Origin of the sequence: Mycobacterium paraffinicum (genome assembly GCF_025822865.1) — a bacterium.
In the GTDB taxonomy this organism is placed as follows: domain Bacteria; phylum Actinomycetota; class Actinomycetes; order Mycobacteriales; family Mycobacteriaceae; genus Mycobacterium; species Mycobacterium paraffinicum.
In genome coordinates this window covers 468,266-483,132 of the sequence record NZ_JACKUR010000027.1, presented here as the reverse complement: position 1 = coordinate 483,132, position 14,867 = coordinate 468,266, and the positions used below count along the sequence as shown (strand labels likewise).

The window sequence follows — 14,867 nt, the reverse complement described above, 5'->3', positions numbered from 1 at the left end:
TCAGGACATCCCTGGGACGAATTGGATGATCAGGTCGATCAGCTTGATTCCGACGAACGGGGCGACGATGCCGCCCAGACCATAGATATACAGGTTGCGGCTCAACAGCTTTGATGCGCTGCTCGGTGTGTAGCGCACGCCACGCAGCGACAACGGGATCAGCGCCACGATCACCAGGGCGTTGAAGATCACCGCGGACAGGATCGCCGACTGCGGGCTGTGTAGCCGCATGATGTTGATCGTGTCCAGCCCGGGGAAGAGCGCGACGAACATGGCCGGGATGATCGCGAAATACTTTGCGATGTCGTTGGCGATCGAGAAGGTGGTCAACGCGCCGCGGGTGATCAGGAGCTGCTTGCCGATCTCGACGATCTCGATGAGCTTGGTGGGGTCGGAGTCGAGGTCGACCATGTTGCCGGCCTCTTTGGCGGCCGACGTGCCGGTGTTCATCGCCACACCGACGTCGGCCTGAGCCAAGGCCGGCGCGTCATTGGTGCCGTCACCGGTCATCGCGACCAGCTTGCCGCCCTCCTGCTCACGTTTGATCAACGCGAGCTTGTCCTCGGGCGTGGCCTCGGCGAGGAAGTCGTCGACGCCGGCCTCGTCGGCAATCGCTTTGGCGGTCAACGGATTATCGCCGGTGATCATCACCGTCCGGATGCCCATCTTGCGCATCTCGTCGAACCGGTCGCGCATGCCCTGTTTTACGACGTCCTTGAGGTGGATGACGCCCAGCACCGCCGCATCCCCGTCGCGGCTCTCCCCGACGACCAGCGGGGTGCCGCCGGCGGCGGAGATACCGTCGACGATCTCACCGAGCTGCTGGGGAACCTTGCCGCCTTGGCCGCGCACCCACTCCGCGACGGAGCTGGCCGCGCCCTTGCGCAACTTGTGTCCGTCGACGTCGACACCCGACATCCGGGTGGCGGCCGAGAAACTCACCCATTGGGCGTGTGAGAGTTCACCGGGAGTGCGGGCACGCAGCCCGAATTGCTGTTTGGCGTACACGACGATCGAGCGTCCCTCGGGTGTCTCGTCGGCGAGGCTGGACAACTGCGCGGCATCGGCCAGTTGTGCATTGGTGACACCGTCGAGGGGGACGAAGGCGGCGGCCTGCCGATTGCCGAGGGTGATGGTCCCGGTTTTGTCGAGTAGCAACGTGTTGACGTCGCCGGCGGCTTCAACCGCGCGTCCGGACATGGCGAGCACGTTGCGTTGTACCAGCCGGTCCATGCCCGCGATGCCGATCGCAGAAAGCAGCGCGCCGATGGTCGTCGGGATCAGGCACACCAGCAATGACACCATCACGATCCCCGCGACACCATTCGCGTTGAGCGCCTGGGTGTCTGGGACGCCGGGATTGTTCATCTTCGAATAGATCGCCAACGGCTGCAGGGTGGCGACGGCGAAAACGAAGATGATCGTCAACGCGGCCAACAGAATGTTGAGCGCGATCTCGTTGGGGGTCTTCTGCCGGTTGGCGCCCTCGACGAGCGCGATCATCCGGTCGATGAAGCTCTCGCCGGGCCTTTGGGTGATCCGCACGACGATGCGGTCGCTGAGCACGGTGGTTCCGCCGGTGACCGCCGAGCGGTCACCGCCGGACTCGCGGATTACCGGTGCGGACTCACCGGTGATAGCCGACTCGTCCACGGAGGCAATGCCTTCGACGACGTCGCCGTCACCCGGAATGACCTGTCCCGCCTCGACCACGACGACGTCACCCTGCTGCAGGAGCGGCGCGGCGACCTCTTCCTCGACGGCCGGGGCACCCGGCCGGTAATCCTTGAGTCGTCGCGCGAGCGTCTGACTCTTGGCGCGGCGCAACGTTTCCGCCTGGGCCTTGCCGCGGCCTTCGGCCACCGCCTCCGCAAGGTTGGCGAAAAAGACCGTGAGCCATAGCCACACCACGATCAACCATGCGAACCAGGTCGGGTTGATGATCGCCAACGCGGTGCTCCAGGTGGCGCCGATCTCGACGATGAACATCACCGGGTTGCGCCACAAGGTACGCGGGTTGAGTTTGCGCAGGGCGTCCGGCGACGATGTCCACAGCATCCTGGGATCGAGCAAACCGCCTTGCACGCGTTTGGTGTTCGCGGCGGGCTGTGACTGCTCGGTCGGGTCGACGGTCGTCGCGGTCATCAGTGAATTCCTTCAGCGAGAGGTCCGAGCGCCAGCATGGGCAGGAAGGTGAGGGCGACGAGAATCAAGGTCACCCCGGCGACCATTCCCACAAATTGTGGCCGCTGGGTGGGTAGCGTCCCAGCCGATTCCGGCGTCTGACCCTGCTTGGCCAGCGAGCCGGCCAGCGCCAGCACGAGCACGATCGGCAGGAATCTGCCGAAGACCATCGCCAGGCCGAGCGCGGTGTTGTACCAGTTGGTGTTGACGCTGATCCCGGCGAATGCCGACCCGTTGTTGTTGGCCGCGGAGGTGAACGCGTACAGCACCTCCGACAACCCGTGCGGTCCGGAGTTCAGCATGCCGGCGCGTTCGCCCGGCAGCGCCATCGCGATTGCGGTTCCGGTCAGCACGATCAGCGGCGTAACCAGGAAATAGCTTGCTGCGAGCTTGATTTCGCGTGGATTGATCTTCTTGCCGAGATACTCGGGGGTACGGCCGACCATCAGCCCGGCGACGAACACGGTGATCACCGCCAGGATCAGCATGCCGTACAGGCCGGACCCGGTGCCGCCGGGCGCGACCTCGCCCAGCTGCATGTTGAACATGGTCATCATCCCGCCGAGGCTGGTGTAGGAATCGTGGAAGGAATCGACGGCACCGGTGGAGGTGAGCGTCGTCGAGTCGGCGAACACCGCGGAGTTAGCGACGCCGAACCGTCGCTCGACCCCCTCCATTGCCGAGCCGACCGCGGTCGGCACCGTGCCGTGGTGCCGCAGCTGGAACCACATCATGAAGGTCACGCTGATCGCGTACAGCGAAGCCATCACAGATGCGATCGCATATCCCTGCTTCTTGCTGCCCACCATGCGCCCGAACGTGCGCGGCAGCGAGAAGCTGATCACCAGCAGTAGGAAGATCTCCAGCCAGTTGGTCCACGAGGTCGGGTTCTCAAACGGGTGGGCGGAATTCGCGTTGTAGAAGCCGCCGCCGTTGGTACCCAGTTCCTTGATGGCCTCCTGGCTGGCCACCGGGCCACCGGTGATCGTCTGCTGCGCCCCGTTGAGGGCGGTGACGATCTGGTCGTTCAAGTGGAAGTTCTGAATCGCGCCCCCCGCGATCAGCAGGAGAGCGCCCAGGGTCGCGATGGGCAGCAGAATCCGCAGCGTTCCGCGCACCAGGTCGACCCAGAAGTTCCCCAGTTCGCCTGTGCGCGTGCGGGCGAACCCCCGCACCAGCGCGATCGCCACCGCCATGCCGACGGCGGCGGAAACGAAGTTCTGCACCGCGAGACCGGCCATCTGCACGAGGTGGCCCTGTGTCGATTCGCCGGAATAGGCCTGCCAGTTGGTGTTGGTGACGAAGCTGACGGCGGTGTTCCACGCCAGCGCCGGGGTCATCTTGGTGGCCGGATCATGCAGATGCAGCGGCAATGTGCCCTGCACGAGTTGGAACACGAATAAAAAGAGGATGCTGATCGACGAGAACGCCAGCACACTGCGCGCGTAGGCCCCCCACGTTTGCTCCGAGCGCGCGTCAACCCCGATCAGGCGGTAGATGACCCGCTCGGTGTAACCGTCCTCCGCCGATGTGTAGACCCGATACATGTAGTCGCCCAAGGGCACATGCACCGCGACCAGAGCCACGACGAGGACGGCGAGAAAGACCAGCCCCGGGCCCATCAGAACTGCTCCGGGAAGAGCAGAGCGCAGCCGAGAAACAGTGCGAGGAGGACGGAAAGCACCAAACCGACGATGTTTTCGTAGTTCACAGCCGCTCGACCAACTTCTGCACCAGGCCCAGTAGGGCGAACACCGCCACCGTGAGCACGACGAACACCACTACACCCATTTCGAGCCCATCTTGTCTCCGTCCCACCCCGATCAAGTGCATACGAAAGAGCCTCGTCGAGGCAGCCACAGCGCTATCTCGGAGGCAAGGTCAGCTTGAAGTTAGCTGGCACCGCGGGGCTAGGGCCTTTGGTTGACACTTTCCTAACGGCGCCGCGGGGGCCCTTTACGGTTTCTTAACGCCGGCAAGCGCGCGCAAATCCGTGCGACTATCCGGCCCCGGCGCCCGGAGCGTCGATCATCGGAAGGCGTACCCGGAAAACCGTTCTGCCCTCGCTGGATTCGGCGGTGACCGAGCCCTGGTGGGCCTTGACGATCGAATTGACGATGGCCAGGCCGAGCCCGGTGCCCGAGCTGTTGAGCCTGGAGTTGTTCGCCCGGGCAAACCGCTCGAACAGGCGGGGGAGGAGGTCCGGGTCGATGCCAGGTCCGTCGTCGGCGACGGTCAGTTCCACGCACGGCGCCTCGGGCCCGTCGCGGTGGCAGGTGATCCCGGTTGTGACGGTGACGCCGGGCGGGGTGTGCACCCGGGCGTTGTGGAGCAGATTGCTGACGAGCTGATGCAGCCGCGCATGATCCCCGCGAACCCATACCGGCTCGTCGGGCAGGTCCTTCACCCAATGGTGCGTGGGTGCTGCGACCGCCGCGTCGTTCACGGCGTTGACGACGAGGTCGGCCAGGTCGACGTCCTCGCTTTCCAGGTCTTGTCCTTCGCCCAGGCGGGAGAGCAGGAGCAGCTCGTCGACAAGCAGCGTCATGCGCCGCGCTTCGGACTCGATGCGCGCCAGCGCGTATTCGGTGGTCGGCGGCAGCTCCGAGCTGTCTTGGCGGGTCAGTTCGGCGTATCCCTGGATTGCCGCCAGCGGGGTCCGCAGCTCGTGGCTGGCGTCGGTGATGAATTGCCGCATCCGCAGGTCGGATTCGGCGCGCTGCGCCAGCGCACTATCGACGTTGTCCAGCAACCGGTTCAAGGTGTGGCCGACGATGCCGACCTCGTTCTGCTGGTTGGTGTCCTTCGGCCGTACTCGGACGCTGATTCGGTGGTCGTCGTCGGTCAGCGGCATCGCGGCGACTTCCGCGGCGATACCGGCCAGCCGGCGCAACGGACGGAGGGTGTAGCCGACGACCCAGAAGGTGAGCCCGGCGGTGACCGCCAACGCCGCCGCGATGAGCAGGGTGGTGGTGACCTGTTTGCGGGCGATGATTCGGTCGGCGAGGTTCAGCGACACCCCGGCAACCAGCACGTCCGATCCATCGACGTGGCTCTTGAGTCGATAGAAGCCCAGGCTGCCCAGGTTTTCGGTCCGTGGTGGGCCGTTTGCCCACGACTGCGCTTCGATGGTGCGGACCACATCGGCGGGTGCGGGCCGCGCTTCGGCTTCCGAGAAGACCGCCGACCCGACCGCGTTGCCGTTGTGCAGCACCACGATCAGGTTTCCCGGCGTCTGATCGGTGAACTGCAGCATCGCTTCCGTCAGTGGTTTGGCGCCGCCGCCCGGGTTCTGGTCGCCCCTAAGGTATTTCGTGTAGGAGTGGCCCAATGCGTCCAAAGACCCAGCGACTTCGGCGTCGCTCATCGCGGTGACGTAGCCGCGCAGGCTCAGCACCGACACGATTCCGACCGTCATCAGCACCACGCTGACCACCGCCAATACGCCCAATAGCAGCTGGCGGCGTAACGAACGGGGCAGCCACCGCGGAAGGTCCCCGGACATGGCGTCCCGCTCTTGGTTCATTCCGGGGGCCGCAGCATGTATCCAACACCGCGCACGGTGTGAATCATCGATTCACGCCCGGAGTCGATCTTCTTTCTCAGATACGAGATGTAGAGATCGACGATGCTGGTGCGCCCGGCGAAGTCGTAGTTCCAGACGCGGTCGAGGATCTCGGCGCGGCTCAGCGCGCGGCGGGGATTGCGCATGAGGAAGCGCAGCAGTTCGAACTCGGTCGAGGAAAGCGATATCTGGGTGCCGTCGCGGATCACTTCGCGGCTGGCGGTGTCGAGTCTCAGGTCGCCGACTTTGAGGGTCTCGGCGGCCGGGGGCGACTGCTGGCCGGAACGGCGCAGCAACCCGCGTAGCCGGGCAACGAGCTCCTCGAGGCTGAACGGCTTGGTCATGTAGTCGTCGGCGCCGGCGGTCAGACCGGTGACCCGATCCATGACCGAGTCCCGCGCGGTGAGGAAGAGCGTCGGGGTGTAGGCGTCGGACTGGCGGACGCGTTCCAGGATTCGCAGCCCGTCCACGTCGGGAAGCATGATGTCGAGCACGAGCACGTCGGGGCTGACCTTGTCGAACTTGGCGAGGGCCTCGCGGCCGTTGTGGGCGATGTCGACAACCCATCCCTCATAGTGCAGCGCCATCTTCACCAGGTTGGTCAGCGCCGGCTCGTCATCGACCAGCAGGACCCTGATCGGTGACCCGTCGGCACGGTAAATCCTGGGCAGCTGCCCCAGGATGGCCTGGCGGGGCCGCTGGCCACCCGCGTAACCCGACGTTGCGGTCATGTCCCTACATTCTGGCAAGCCACACACCTAACTGTCACGAAGTTCATAGGGCGCTCAAATGTGGGGCGCGGTTCACCGGATCGGGTTCCGCCCCTCACTCATCCCGCGTTCGCCGGTCGCCGGGTAGGGCAGGGCTGCGAGGCCTAAGAAACGAAAAGGGCCCGCACACCGTGGTGTGCGGGCCCTTTCGAGTGAAGACGCGATGTCAGGCCCAGCTGGACCCAACGGCGCTGTCGGTGCTGGCCATGTTGCTGCCGGCGCTCTGCACCTTCTGCCCGTGGGCGTTGGCCTGCTCGTAGATCACCTCGGCACCGCCCCAGAAGTCACCCGCAGCAAGCACATCGCGAACGATGGCCTGGTGCTCAGCCTCCAGAGACGCGGCCTGGGCGCGGATCAAGGCACCGTGGGCGTCGACATCGCCGAACTGGTAGTTAATGGTCATTGCTTAGCTCCTTAAAGTGTTGGAAGACAGCGGGTTTCGAGTGCTAGCTGCCGAGGATCTGCTGCGAGGCCTGCTCTTGCTGCTCGTAGTTGTTCGCGTCGCGGATCAGTCCGTCCCGCACTCCGTGCAGCATGTTGACGATGTTGCGGAAGGCCTGGTTGACCGGCGATGTTCATCGAGGACGCCCACATCTTGCGAGCCTCGTCCTCAACCGTCTGGGCGTGCACCTCAAAGCGGCCCGCCATCGCCCGCATTTCGTGCGGGTCAGTCATAAAACGTGTTGCCATTTGATTTCTCCTTGTCGTTCAAGCCTTCAATGTCGAAGTCTTAACAGTTGTAATTGATGCGGTGGTGGCCGCGTTATGGACAGATTACGGCCTACCGGTTAACTGATCGCCTCAAACGGGTGACATGCACCCCCTTATTTCCCGTATCGGTGGTCCCGACATCAGACGACAACCTGCTTGGGCATAACGATCGGCTTGAAGCCGTACCGCGGTCCGGAGCCGTAGGCGCCGGCGCCCTTGGCGGCCGCGGCCATCCCCGGCATGCCGGGCATCGCGGTGACCGGCTCGGCCTCGGCCGCCGCCGTCCACCCCGAGCCCTCGAGGGGAGCGGTGGAGGAAGCCAACGACGCCGGGGCGGCCGCATTCCAGCCGGCCGGCACGGACAGCCCGCCGACCGCGGAGGCCTCGCCCAGCGCGGCCGACGCTCCCGCGCCGGATACCGAGCCCACCATTGTGCCCTGAACCATTCCACCGGCGAGCGGCGTGACCGAGTCGGTGAGCGCAAACGGGATCGACGGCACGGTGCCAAGCGTGTGCCCCAGCGACACCGCGTTCGGGATGGTCGCGCAGACCCACCACGCTGTGGTGTTGACCGCGCCGTTGACGGCATTGAGGAACGATGGTGTGCCTAGCAAGCCGTCGATCGACTGCAGAAGGCCGCTGGAGGTCGGCGGCGCTGTGACGAGGGACGAGAGATCCAACCCCGCAATCTGCGAAGTACCTTGCACCGCGTCGAAAGCCACTGCCCCGTTGTCGATGCCTGCGGCGGCCGCCGGGTTGGTGGTCGACGTCAGGGGCGTCACGGGGGTCAACGTCCCAGCAGCGAGCGAGGCAGCCTGGTATGCGGCCATCGCCGCGGCGTCCTGGGCCCACATCTCGGCGTACTCCGCGTCCAATGCGGCGATCTCGGCGGCGACGCCCGGGAGAATGGCCAATGGCAACAACGATGCTTGCAGGGTTCTATTCGCCACGACCACTGGTGGCGGCACCACCGCCGCATGCGCAGCCTCGAACGCCGCGGCCGAGGCGGTGGCCTGGGCGCTGGCTTGCTCCAGTGTCGCCGCGGTCTCGGTCAGGTACGAGATGATTGGCTGGGCCGCGGCCGCTGCGGCTGCCGAACCGCCTCCCGTCCATTGTTCGCTGGTCAGCAGCGAGATGATCGATTCCCACTGGGTCGCTGTCGTGCTGATCTCGGCACCGAGGTTGGCGTACGCTGCCGCGGCTGCCATCAGCGGTGCGGAGCCCGCGCCCGAGTAGATGAGCGAGGAGGTGATCTCCGGGGGAATTGCTGCAAAGTCAAAAACCATTTGTGTTCCCGCTCCTTATGTCTTTTGGAATTTGATGTCTGTGAGGAAGTAGCCGGGGGCTATACGGCCGTCGGTTTCGGCATGACGATCGGCTTGACGCCGTAGCGCGGTGCACCGAAGCCGGCGCTGTTGCGGGCAGCCGCGCCCATCCCCGGCATGCCCGGGATGACGGTTCCCGCGCCAGCTTGCGGTGCGGCCGCAGTCCAGCCGACGGTTTCGACGGGTGCTGCGCTGGTGCCGACAACCGGGGTGGCGGGACCGGCCCAGGTTGGTGGGACCGACAGTTTGCCGACCAGACTCGCTTGGCCCGCTGCGGCCATCGGCATCGCACCCACGCCGGCCATCCCGCCGCCGGCCATCGGCGCCGTTGTGTCCGCGAGGCCCGCGGCATCAGCGGCGGAACCGGCGGCGTCGGCGGCGGAGGTGTCGAGCAGGCCGCCACCGGCGAGGCCGAGCAGGTTGGACGTGGCCGACGCCCAGTTTCCGAAGCCGATGTTCCCGATGTTGGCGCCGTTACTGGACAATCCGAACATGCCGCCGAGACCGCCGCTGTACTGACCGTTGAAGCCCAAGAGCCACGAGAGAATGTCGATTGGGTTGGAGCCGGTGGTCGCACCACCGGCGGGGTTTATCGAATCCAAAGCCTGAATACCGGACTGAGCCGCGTTGACGGCCTCGGTGTTTGTGTAGCTGCCGGAGCTGATGCCCAGCGTTTGCGCGTAGTTTTCCAGCAGCGTCTGGGCCTCGGCGGCGATGGCCTGGTACTGGGTGCCGTACGCCGAGAAGATCGCCGCTTGCTGGGCCGACACCGGGTCGGCGGCGGCCGGGATGATCACCGTGGTCGCCGCCGCGGCGCCCGCGTTCTGCGCCGCCAGGTTGGTGTTTATCCCCGACAGCAGCTGCTCCGCAGCTAGCATCTCTTCAGTTTGTGTAGTCAGAAAAGCCATCTGTTGCTCCTAGTGTTCGGAACGGCCGACCCCCATGCGGTGGATCGACCCTGAGTGTTCGCGTAACGGCCCCTGTGCGTTGGCGTAACACTAACGACCCCCGAGTCCACGTTCCCGGCCGAAAGGGCCCGGGTGACAGCCGTTTACGGCTTCTTAACGATGAGGGCGGTAGTTTTAACACGGTCCTGCCGGACGACATAGCGGTGTGATCTGTTACCTGAAGGAAAACCGTGGTTAAGCCACGCGGGCGCGGATCCTAGCCGACGCGCTCTCGCAGCGCATCTTGCAAATTTCGGTTATTTCGAGCGGGACGCGATGTCCTAGATTCTGCCCGGGCGCGCTACATTCGCCGCCGAGCCCCCATAGCCCAATTGGCAGAGGCAGCGGACTTAAAATCCGCCCAGTGTCGGTTCGAGTCCGACTGGGGGCACCCGCGTCCGCGCAGGTCAGTGCGTGCAGCGCGAGAACGCCCGCCCGCCACCCTCGGCCTGTTTGCCCGGCCGCTGATCCTCGATCGAATCGGGGCCATCCTGCTTTTCGAGGTAGAGCCTTTATGCCCTGTCTCGCGGGCGGGGGCGGGGCGAAGGATCACCGTTCACGGGACTTAGGAGGTCGACGGTGATCAAGCAAGCCATCGTGGGCGCCGCGGTGGTGCTCATCGTCGCCGGCTGCTCACCCCACAAACACCCCAGCGGTGGCGGCACCACCACGACAACGTCTCACACCCAGGCCGTGCGCGGATGGGTCCAACTGACTCAGGACCACATGCAAGACCTGGGTATCGCCATGGGCAAGGCCACCTTCGCCATCGGTAGTAAGGACAACGCCGCTCTCGGAGCGGCCTGCCACGAGGGCCATGACGCGGCGAGCTTCCTGCAGGGCCATCTGCCCTCCCCGGACAAAGAGCTCACCGACGCGCTGCAAGCCAGCCTCGACGACTTCGACGCCGCCTCCCACTTCTGCGTCGCCGCGGTCGAGGACAACGATCCGAACGAGGCGCGCCACGCGGGCGAGTTCATGAACTCTGCCGAGGGGCATCTCGCGACCGCCACCGCCATCCGCGATCGCATCGTCAACGGACCCGGATAGGTCCGATCGCGGGTCGGGCCTTTCGGTCGCCATCCGCCGTTCCGGAAGGCGACGAATGGTCCGATGCCGGAGGACCTTGGCCCCTACCTCCAGTCGGGGCGCAGGGCGACAGTGAGATCAAACGCCTCGCCGCAACCGAGACGCAACCGAGAGAGGACAAGGACATGAATCGCGAAGTGAGCAAATTCTTCTGCGGAGCGTTCGCCGGAATCGCCTACGCGCACGCGGGTTACGCCGTCGCCGCATCCGCCGGCATCATCGACGAGCCCATCTTCCTCGGCAGGAAGTGGGGTGTCGGATTCATGTGGACGGAGGCCGTTGTCTACACCGCGATCAGCGCCGCCCTTGGTTACGCCGGCTGGCGTAACCAACCCGTCAACTTGCGAGAGGTGAGCGCGCCGCCGACAACCGGGCAGACCGAGCAGGGTGTGGGCGAGGCGAAGGTGCCCCTGTCGACGTCGAATTGATCGTTCCCCGACGGGATGCAGCCACAGAAGGAGGCCACTGCCGGTATGAACGTTCGGCTCGGGAAGTGGTCGGCCAGCTGCGCTGTCCTGCTGTTCGCCGTCGTGCCGTTCTCCTCGGCGTCAGCATCGGCAGATCCAGTCGATGATGCGTTCATCGCGTCCCTGGTGAACTACGGGATCGAAGTGCGAGACAGCGACACCGCGATCGCGATGGCCCACCGGGTGTGCACGGGGTTCGACAACAACGCGAACGCGAGCGTTCTGGCGTTGAAGGTCAAGCGCGACACCGATCTCACGATGAGGGAATCCAGCTATTTCGTCGGCCTGTCCGTGGCCGCGTACTGCCCGCAGTACCGGGGGCAGATCGACAGTTCGCTGATCTGGCTGATCCCGGGTCCGCCGCTGATGTGAACGCCGAGGCACGACGTCAGCAAGCCGAGGGGCGCGAGGCGCAGTAAGTTGGTCGCGACCGCCACCGCGAAGGAGCCGCGCCGAAGTGACCGACGATCCGCGGGGTGACGGTGTCTCCCGTCAATACGATCGGTGGGAGTATCCGCCCCCGGTAACCGATCTCGCGGCGTGGACCAAGAACCACTGGGATTGGTTCGATCCCTTTTGGGCGCACCGCGTCCTGTGGCCGAACCGGGAGTACAAGCCGGACCTCGACATTCTCATCGCGGGTTGCGGCACTTTTCAGGCGGCCGTTTTCGCCTTCATGAACCGCGCCGCCAAAGTGGTCGCGATCGACGTCAGCCGGTCAGCGCTCAAGCACCAGCAGTATCTGATGGACAAGCACGGCCTGGACAACCTGGAATTGCATCTGCTTCCCATCGAAGAGGTGTCGACGCTGTCCCGCGACTTCGATCTCATCGTGTCCACCGGCGTCTTGCACCACATGGCGGACCCGTTGGCCGGGCTCAAAGCGCTCGGCGGCTGCCTGCGCACTGACGGGGCGCTCGGAGTCATGCTTTACGCGAAGTACGGCCGGATCGGGGTCGACATGCTCGAATCGGCGTTCCGCGACCTCGGACTGACGCAGGACGACACGTCGGTCCAGCTGGTCAAAGAGGCGATTGCGGTGCTACCCGCGGACCACCCGGTTCGCCCTTACCTGAACGGCGCCCGCGATCTGCTGTCCGACGGCGCCCTGGTCGACACCTTCCTGCACAGTCGCCAGCGCACCTACACCGTCGAGGAATGCCTGGACCTGGTCAGCTCCGCCGGACTGGCATTCCAGGGCTGGTTTCACAAAACGCCGTACTACCCACATGCCTTCGTCGCGCCGGCGAGCCAGTTCCAGACGATGTTGAACCAACTACCCGACATCAAACTCTGGTCCGTGATGGAACGCCTGCAGCCCGCGAACGCCACCCACTTCTTCATCGCCTGCCGCCCCGACCGTCCCAAAGAGGATTACGCAATCGACTTCTCGACGGACGGGGCGCTCGACTACGTTCCATTGCTGCGGACGGCCTGCCTGCTGTCCGGCGACGAGATCCACTTGCCCGGCACGAAGCTGAAGCTCAACCCGGCCCAGCTGCCGTTCGTTCAGCAGGTCGACGGCCGTCGCACGATCGGGGAGATCATCGAGTCCGTGGCGCAGGGCGGCGACGTGAAACCCGAAAACGCCGGTCTGGTAAGGGAATTCGGACGCACGTTGTTCGAGTCCCTGTGGCGTCTCGACTTTTTGGCGATGGCGCTGGACACAAACCCATCCCGTTAGCCGTCGGCCTTTGCCGTCAGAAGGCCCTGCCGCAGCGCGGCAATCGCGTGCGCGGCCCGGTTGGCCACCGTGGTATAGCCTTCCAAATCCGCTGCGCTCTGGGCGTTTTCGGCGAGGGTGCGGGACAGGCGCGCCGTGTCCTTCAAGTTGCGGATCGCCGCCCAAACCGCCGCTTCAAGTTCGTCGCCGTAAGCGACCAGCAGCGACTGGGCGGTCCACGCGTGACCGACCTGGCAGCGGTAGCCGGTGTCGTTAACGGCCATCAGAGCGCCGTTGCAGCTGGGGCAGGTGTACCCGGTCGGCGGGCCCAAATCTTCCATGCTCACCGACGCGGCGAACTGGCTGTCCATCGCGATCTGATTCTCCAGCTCGAGTTGCCCGTCCGGGTCCGCCGCCGGCTCTTCGATATTCCGATCAGCCAGCTGCGCCAGCAAGCTACCGATTTCCTTCGCCGTCGCGGTGTGATCGGCCACGCCGGCTCTGATGGCGTTCTTCGGCAGATCGGGAAACAGAGCATCGGTCGGTTCCTGGACCACGGTGATTCCTCCTTTGGCCTTGATGGCGCGCAGCCCGGCCACGCCGTCGTCAAGCAGTCCTGACATCAGGACACCGATGGTGCGCGGGCCGTAGTCCAGCGCGACGGACCGGAAAAGCGCGTCGATCCCCGGTCGCCGGCCGCTTTCCCAAGGTCCATCCGATAACGCCACCCTATGGTCGCGGGCAAGCAGATGGTGGTCGGGTACGGCGGCGTATATCCGCCCGGCATCCAGGACGGCGCCGTCGACCGCCGCGACGGCCGGCAACGGGCCGCTCCGGTTGATGATCTGCGCCAGCAGGGATGGCCCTCCCCGGCTCATGTGGATGACGATCATGACGGCGAACGGGAAATCCGGCGGCATCCCCGCCGCCAGTTCGCTCAACGCTTCGATGCCTCCGGCGGACGCGCCGATCGCCACCACGCCTTCGGCCGGTGTTGCCCTGCGCTCCATAGCTCGACCTAGCCTTGCCCTGTCCTGGCTGACAGCTCGGAGATCCCGCTACCGTCCGCAAGCGTATGGCCTCAACATTGGCCCAGGTAAGTGCCGACGCCAAGGGTCATAAGCCCTCTCCTGCTCGCGGCCGCACGACCGGGAAAGCCCTTGCTGGCGCGGCGATCACAGCGACGGTTGGGGCGTTTCACGGTCACGTCATGACCCCGCGGACCAAATTTTGGGCCTGCCGCCGACGGCGCGGCGAACCGCCACTCATACACTCACCAATCGTGGGCATGCTGTCTGGTCTCGCGCCGTGGATCGCTTATTGGGTGCTCGTCGGTAACGTCCCGTTCCCTGCCGCGGCGTTGGCAGCGCTGGCGATCACGGCCGTCGCGGTGGTGGTCGGGAGCGTCACCGGCAAGCTGGAGCGGACGCTCGAAATCGGTTCTGCCGCCGTATTTGTGGTGCTCACCGGGCTGACTTTCGCGCGGGACGAGTGGTTCGCCCAACGGTGGATGCTGCCATTCAGCGCCGCCGGGTTCCTCGTGGTGGCCCTGGCCGGAACGCTGACCGGCAGGTCGTTCGTGCGTGCGTTCGTGGCCGCGGAACAACCCGCCGACGTCGCCAAGACCGAGCTGTTCGGCCATGTCGTCAGCGTCCTGAACTGGGTCTGGGTGGGGACGGCGGCGGGCATGACGGTGTCGTCGGCGATCCCGCCGCTGGTGCGGGGTGACGCCACGATCCTGGACACCAAGACCCCGTTGACGTACGTGTGTTACTGGCTCATTCCGTTCACGCTGTTGGGCCTGGCGGCCCTGGCATCGCGGTTCCTGCCCGAGCGGATGCTGGCCGGCATCGACGACGTCGCCCGCGAGACCTCGTTCGTTGCGTACGACGAGGCCACCATCGACGAGCTGTACTTCCTCGCCCAAGAACACGCGAACCGGGAGGTGGGCCCCGGCAAGGAGGCCTACAACGTGAAGGTGGGTGGCATGGGCGTCCCGTTGACCGGGGATGAGTCCCGCAAGTCGTGGCCCTCGACCTACAAGGTGCGCGACAAACGGCGCTGAACGCGCGAGGGGCGTTCGGATACGTTGGTTTCCGGACCGGCCGCGTGCGCCGCGGGGTCCGGTTTGCGGCCAACCACGGAG

14 protein-coding genes, 1 tRNA gene and 1 pseudogene are annotated in these 14,867 nt (G+C 65.4%); 6 read left to right on the top strand and 10 right to left on the bottom strand.

The features are described 5' to 3' along the window. The 9 genes and pseudogenes from kdpB to H7J89_RS19930 all read right to left on the bottom strand — a co-directional run bounded on the left by kdpB (nt 1) and on the right by H7J89_RS19930 (nt 9,463). Nucleotides 1–2,145, bottom strand: coding sequence for a potassium-transporting ATPase subunit KdpB (kdpB, locus tag H7J89_RS19970; protein ID WP_264045831.1), 2,145 nt, complete (start codon nt 2,143–2,145; stop codon nt 1–3). Continuing rightward, nucleotides 2,145–3,806 carry a potassium-transporting ATPase subunit KdpA gene (gene kdpA, locus H7J89_RS19965; RefSeq protein ID WP_264045829.1) on the bottom strand — a complete coding sequence of 554 codons (1,662 nt, stop codon included), beginning with the start codon at nt 3,804–3,806 and terminating at the stop codon, nt 2,145–2,147. Before kdpA ends, kdpB begins: the two co-directional genes overlap by 1 nt. An 85-nt stretch (nt 3,807–3,891) precedes the next feature. After that, complete coding sequence (locus H7J89_RS19960) at nt 3,892–4,017, bottom strand: hypothetical protein (protein ID WP_264045827.1); 126 nt, start codon at nt 4,015–4,017, stop codon at nt 3,892–3,894. A gap of 166 nt (nt 4,018–4,183) precedes the next feature. Then, nucleotides 4,184–5,710, bottom strand: a complete 1,527-nt coding sequence (locus tag H7J89_RS19955; RefSeq protein WP_264045825.1) for a sensor histidine kinase — start codon at nt 5,708–5,710, stop codon at nt 4,184–4,186. Then, nucleotides 5,707–6,480, bottom strand: a complete 774-nt coding sequence (locus H7J89_RS19950; RefSeq protein ID WP_264045823.1) for a response regulator transcription factor — start codon at nt 6,478–6,480, stop codon at nt 5,707–5,709. Before H7J89_RS19950 ends, H7J89_RS19955 begins: the two co-directional genes overlap by 4 nt. Nucleotides 6,481–6,685: 205 nt before the next feature. Beyond that, a complete protein-coding gene (locus tag H7J89_RS19945) occupies nt 6,686–6,922 on the bottom strand; it encodes a type VII secretion protein EsxI (protein WP_264045821.1) in 237 nt (78 codons plus the stop codon). Between the two features lie 43 nt (nt 6,923–6,965). Then, a pseudogene (locus H7J89_RS19940) lies at nt 6,966–7,209 on the bottom strand (WXG100 family type VII secretion target). A 161-nt stretch (nt 7,210–7,370) separates the two neighbouring features. After that, a complete protein-coding gene (locus H7J89_RS19935; RefSeq protein ID WP_264045819.1) occupies nt 7,371–8,516 on the bottom strand; it encodes a PPE family protein, SVP subgroup in 1,146 nt (381 codons plus the stop codon). A 59-nt stretch (nt 8,517–8,575) separates the two neighbouring features. After that, a complete protein-coding gene (locus H7J89_RS19930) occupies nt 8,576–9,463 on the bottom strand; it encodes a PPE family protein, SVP subgroup (RefSeq protein WP_264045817.1) in 888 nt (295 codons plus the stop codon). 356 nt (nt 9,464–9,819) lie between these two features. Here H7J89_RS19930 and H7J89_RS19925 point away from each other — a divergent pair. The 5 genes from H7J89_RS19925 to H7J89_RS19905 all read left to right on the top strand — a co-directional run bounded on the left by H7J89_RS19925 (nt 9,820) and on the right by H7J89_RS19905 (nt 12,742). Further along, nucleotides 9,820–9,893 (top strand) — tRNA-Leu (locus H7J89_RS19925). A gap of 188 nt (nt 9,894–10,081) precedes the next feature. Next, nucleotides 10,082–10,552 carry a hypothetical protein gene (locus tag H7J89_RS19920; RefSeq protein ID WP_264045815.1) on the top strand — a complete coding sequence of 157 codons (471 nt, stop codon included), beginning with the start codon at nt 10,082–10,084 and terminating at the stop codon, nt 10,550–10,552. A gap of 164 nt (nt 10,553–10,716) precedes the next feature. Then, on the top strand, nt 10,717–11,019 hold the full coding sequence (locus H7J89_RS19915) for a hypothetical protein (protein ID WP_264045813.1): 303 nt from the start codon (nt 10,717–10,719) through the stop codon (nt 11,017–11,019). A 45-nt stretch (nt 11,020–11,064) separates the two neighbouring features. Continuing rightward, nucleotides 11,065–11,430 carry a DUF732 domain-containing protein gene (locus H7J89_RS19910; RefSeq protein WP_067209824.1) on the top strand — a complete coding sequence of 122 codons (366 nt, stop codon included), beginning with the start codon at nt 11,065–11,067 and terminating at the stop codon, nt 11,428–11,430. A gap of 85 nt (nt 11,431–11,515) precedes the next feature. Further along, a complete protein-coding gene (locus H7J89_RS19905; protein ID WP_264045809.1) occupies nt 11,516–12,742 on the top strand; it encodes a methyltransferase in 1,227 nt (408 codons plus the stop codon). Here H7J89_RS19905 and H7J89_RS19900 read toward each other — a convergent pair. Then, nucleotides 12,739–13,731, bottom strand: a complete 993-nt coding sequence (locus H7J89_RS19900; RefSeq protein ID WP_276042296.1) for a chemotaxis protein CheB — start codon at nt 13,729–13,731, stop codon at nt 12,739–12,741. The two genes, H7J89_RS19905 and H7J89_RS19900, sit on opposite strands and share 4 nt — an antisense overlap. Nucleotides 13,732–14,003: 272 nt before the next feature. On the opposite strand from H7J89_RS19900, the gene H7J89_RS19895 reads away from it, so the two are divergent. Beyond that, nucleotides 14,004–14,786, top strand: a complete 783-nt coding sequence (locus H7J89_RS19895) for a hypothetical protein (RefSeq protein WP_264045805.1) — start codon at nt 14,004–14,006, stop codon at nt 14,784–14,786. The last annotated feature ends 81 nt before the right edge of the window (nt 14,787–14,867 follow it).

Excerpts from the sequence above, each read along its gene's own strand:
- H7J89_RS19935 (WP_264045819.1), bottom strand. The coding sequence starts at position 8,516 with ATGGTTTTTGACTTTGCAGCAATTCCCCCGGAGATCACCTCCTCGCTC.
- H7J89_RS19915 (WP_264045813.1), top strand. The coding sequence starts at position 10,717 with ATGAATCGCGAAGTGAGCAAATTCTTCTGCGGAGCGTTCGCCGGAATC.
- H7J89_RS19950 (WP_264045823.1), bottom strand. The coding sequence starts at position 6,480 with ATGACCGCAACGTCGGGTTACGCGGGTGGCCAGCGGCCCCGCCAGGCC.
- kdpB (WP_264045831.1), bottom strand. The coding sequence starts at position 2,145 with ATGACCGCGACGACCGTCGACCCGACCGAGCAGTCACAGCCCGCCGCG.
- H7J89_RS19930 (WP_264045817.1), bottom strand. The coding sequence starts at position 9,463 with ATGGCTTTTCTGACTACACAAACTGAAGAGATGCTAGCTGCGGAGCAG.
- H7J89_RS19945 (WP_264045821.1), bottom strand. The coding sequence starts at position 6,922 with ATGACCATTAACTACCAGTTCGGCGATGTCGACGCCCACGGTGCCTTG.
- H7J89_RS19960 (WP_264045827.1), bottom strand. The coding sequence starts at position 4,017 with ATGCACTTGATCGGGGTGGGACGGAGACAAGATGGGCTCGAAATGGGT.
- H7J89_RS19900 (WP_276042296.1), bottom strand. The coding sequence starts at position 13,731 with ATGGAGCGCAGGGCAACACCGGCCGAAGGCGTGGTGGCGATCGGCGCG.
- kdpA (WP_264045829.1), bottom strand. The coding sequence starts at position 3,806 with ATGGGCCCGGGGCTGGTCTTTCTCGCCGTCCTCGTCGTGGCTCTGGTC.
- H7J89_RS19955 (WP_264045825.1), bottom strand. The coding sequence starts at position 5,710 with ATGAACCAAGAGCGGGACGCCATGTCCGGGGACCTTCCGCGGTGGCTG.
- H7J89_RS19910 (WP_067209824.1), top strand. The coding sequence starts at position 11,065 with ATGAACGTTCGGCTCGGGAAGTGGTCGGCCAGCTGCGCTGTCCTGCTG.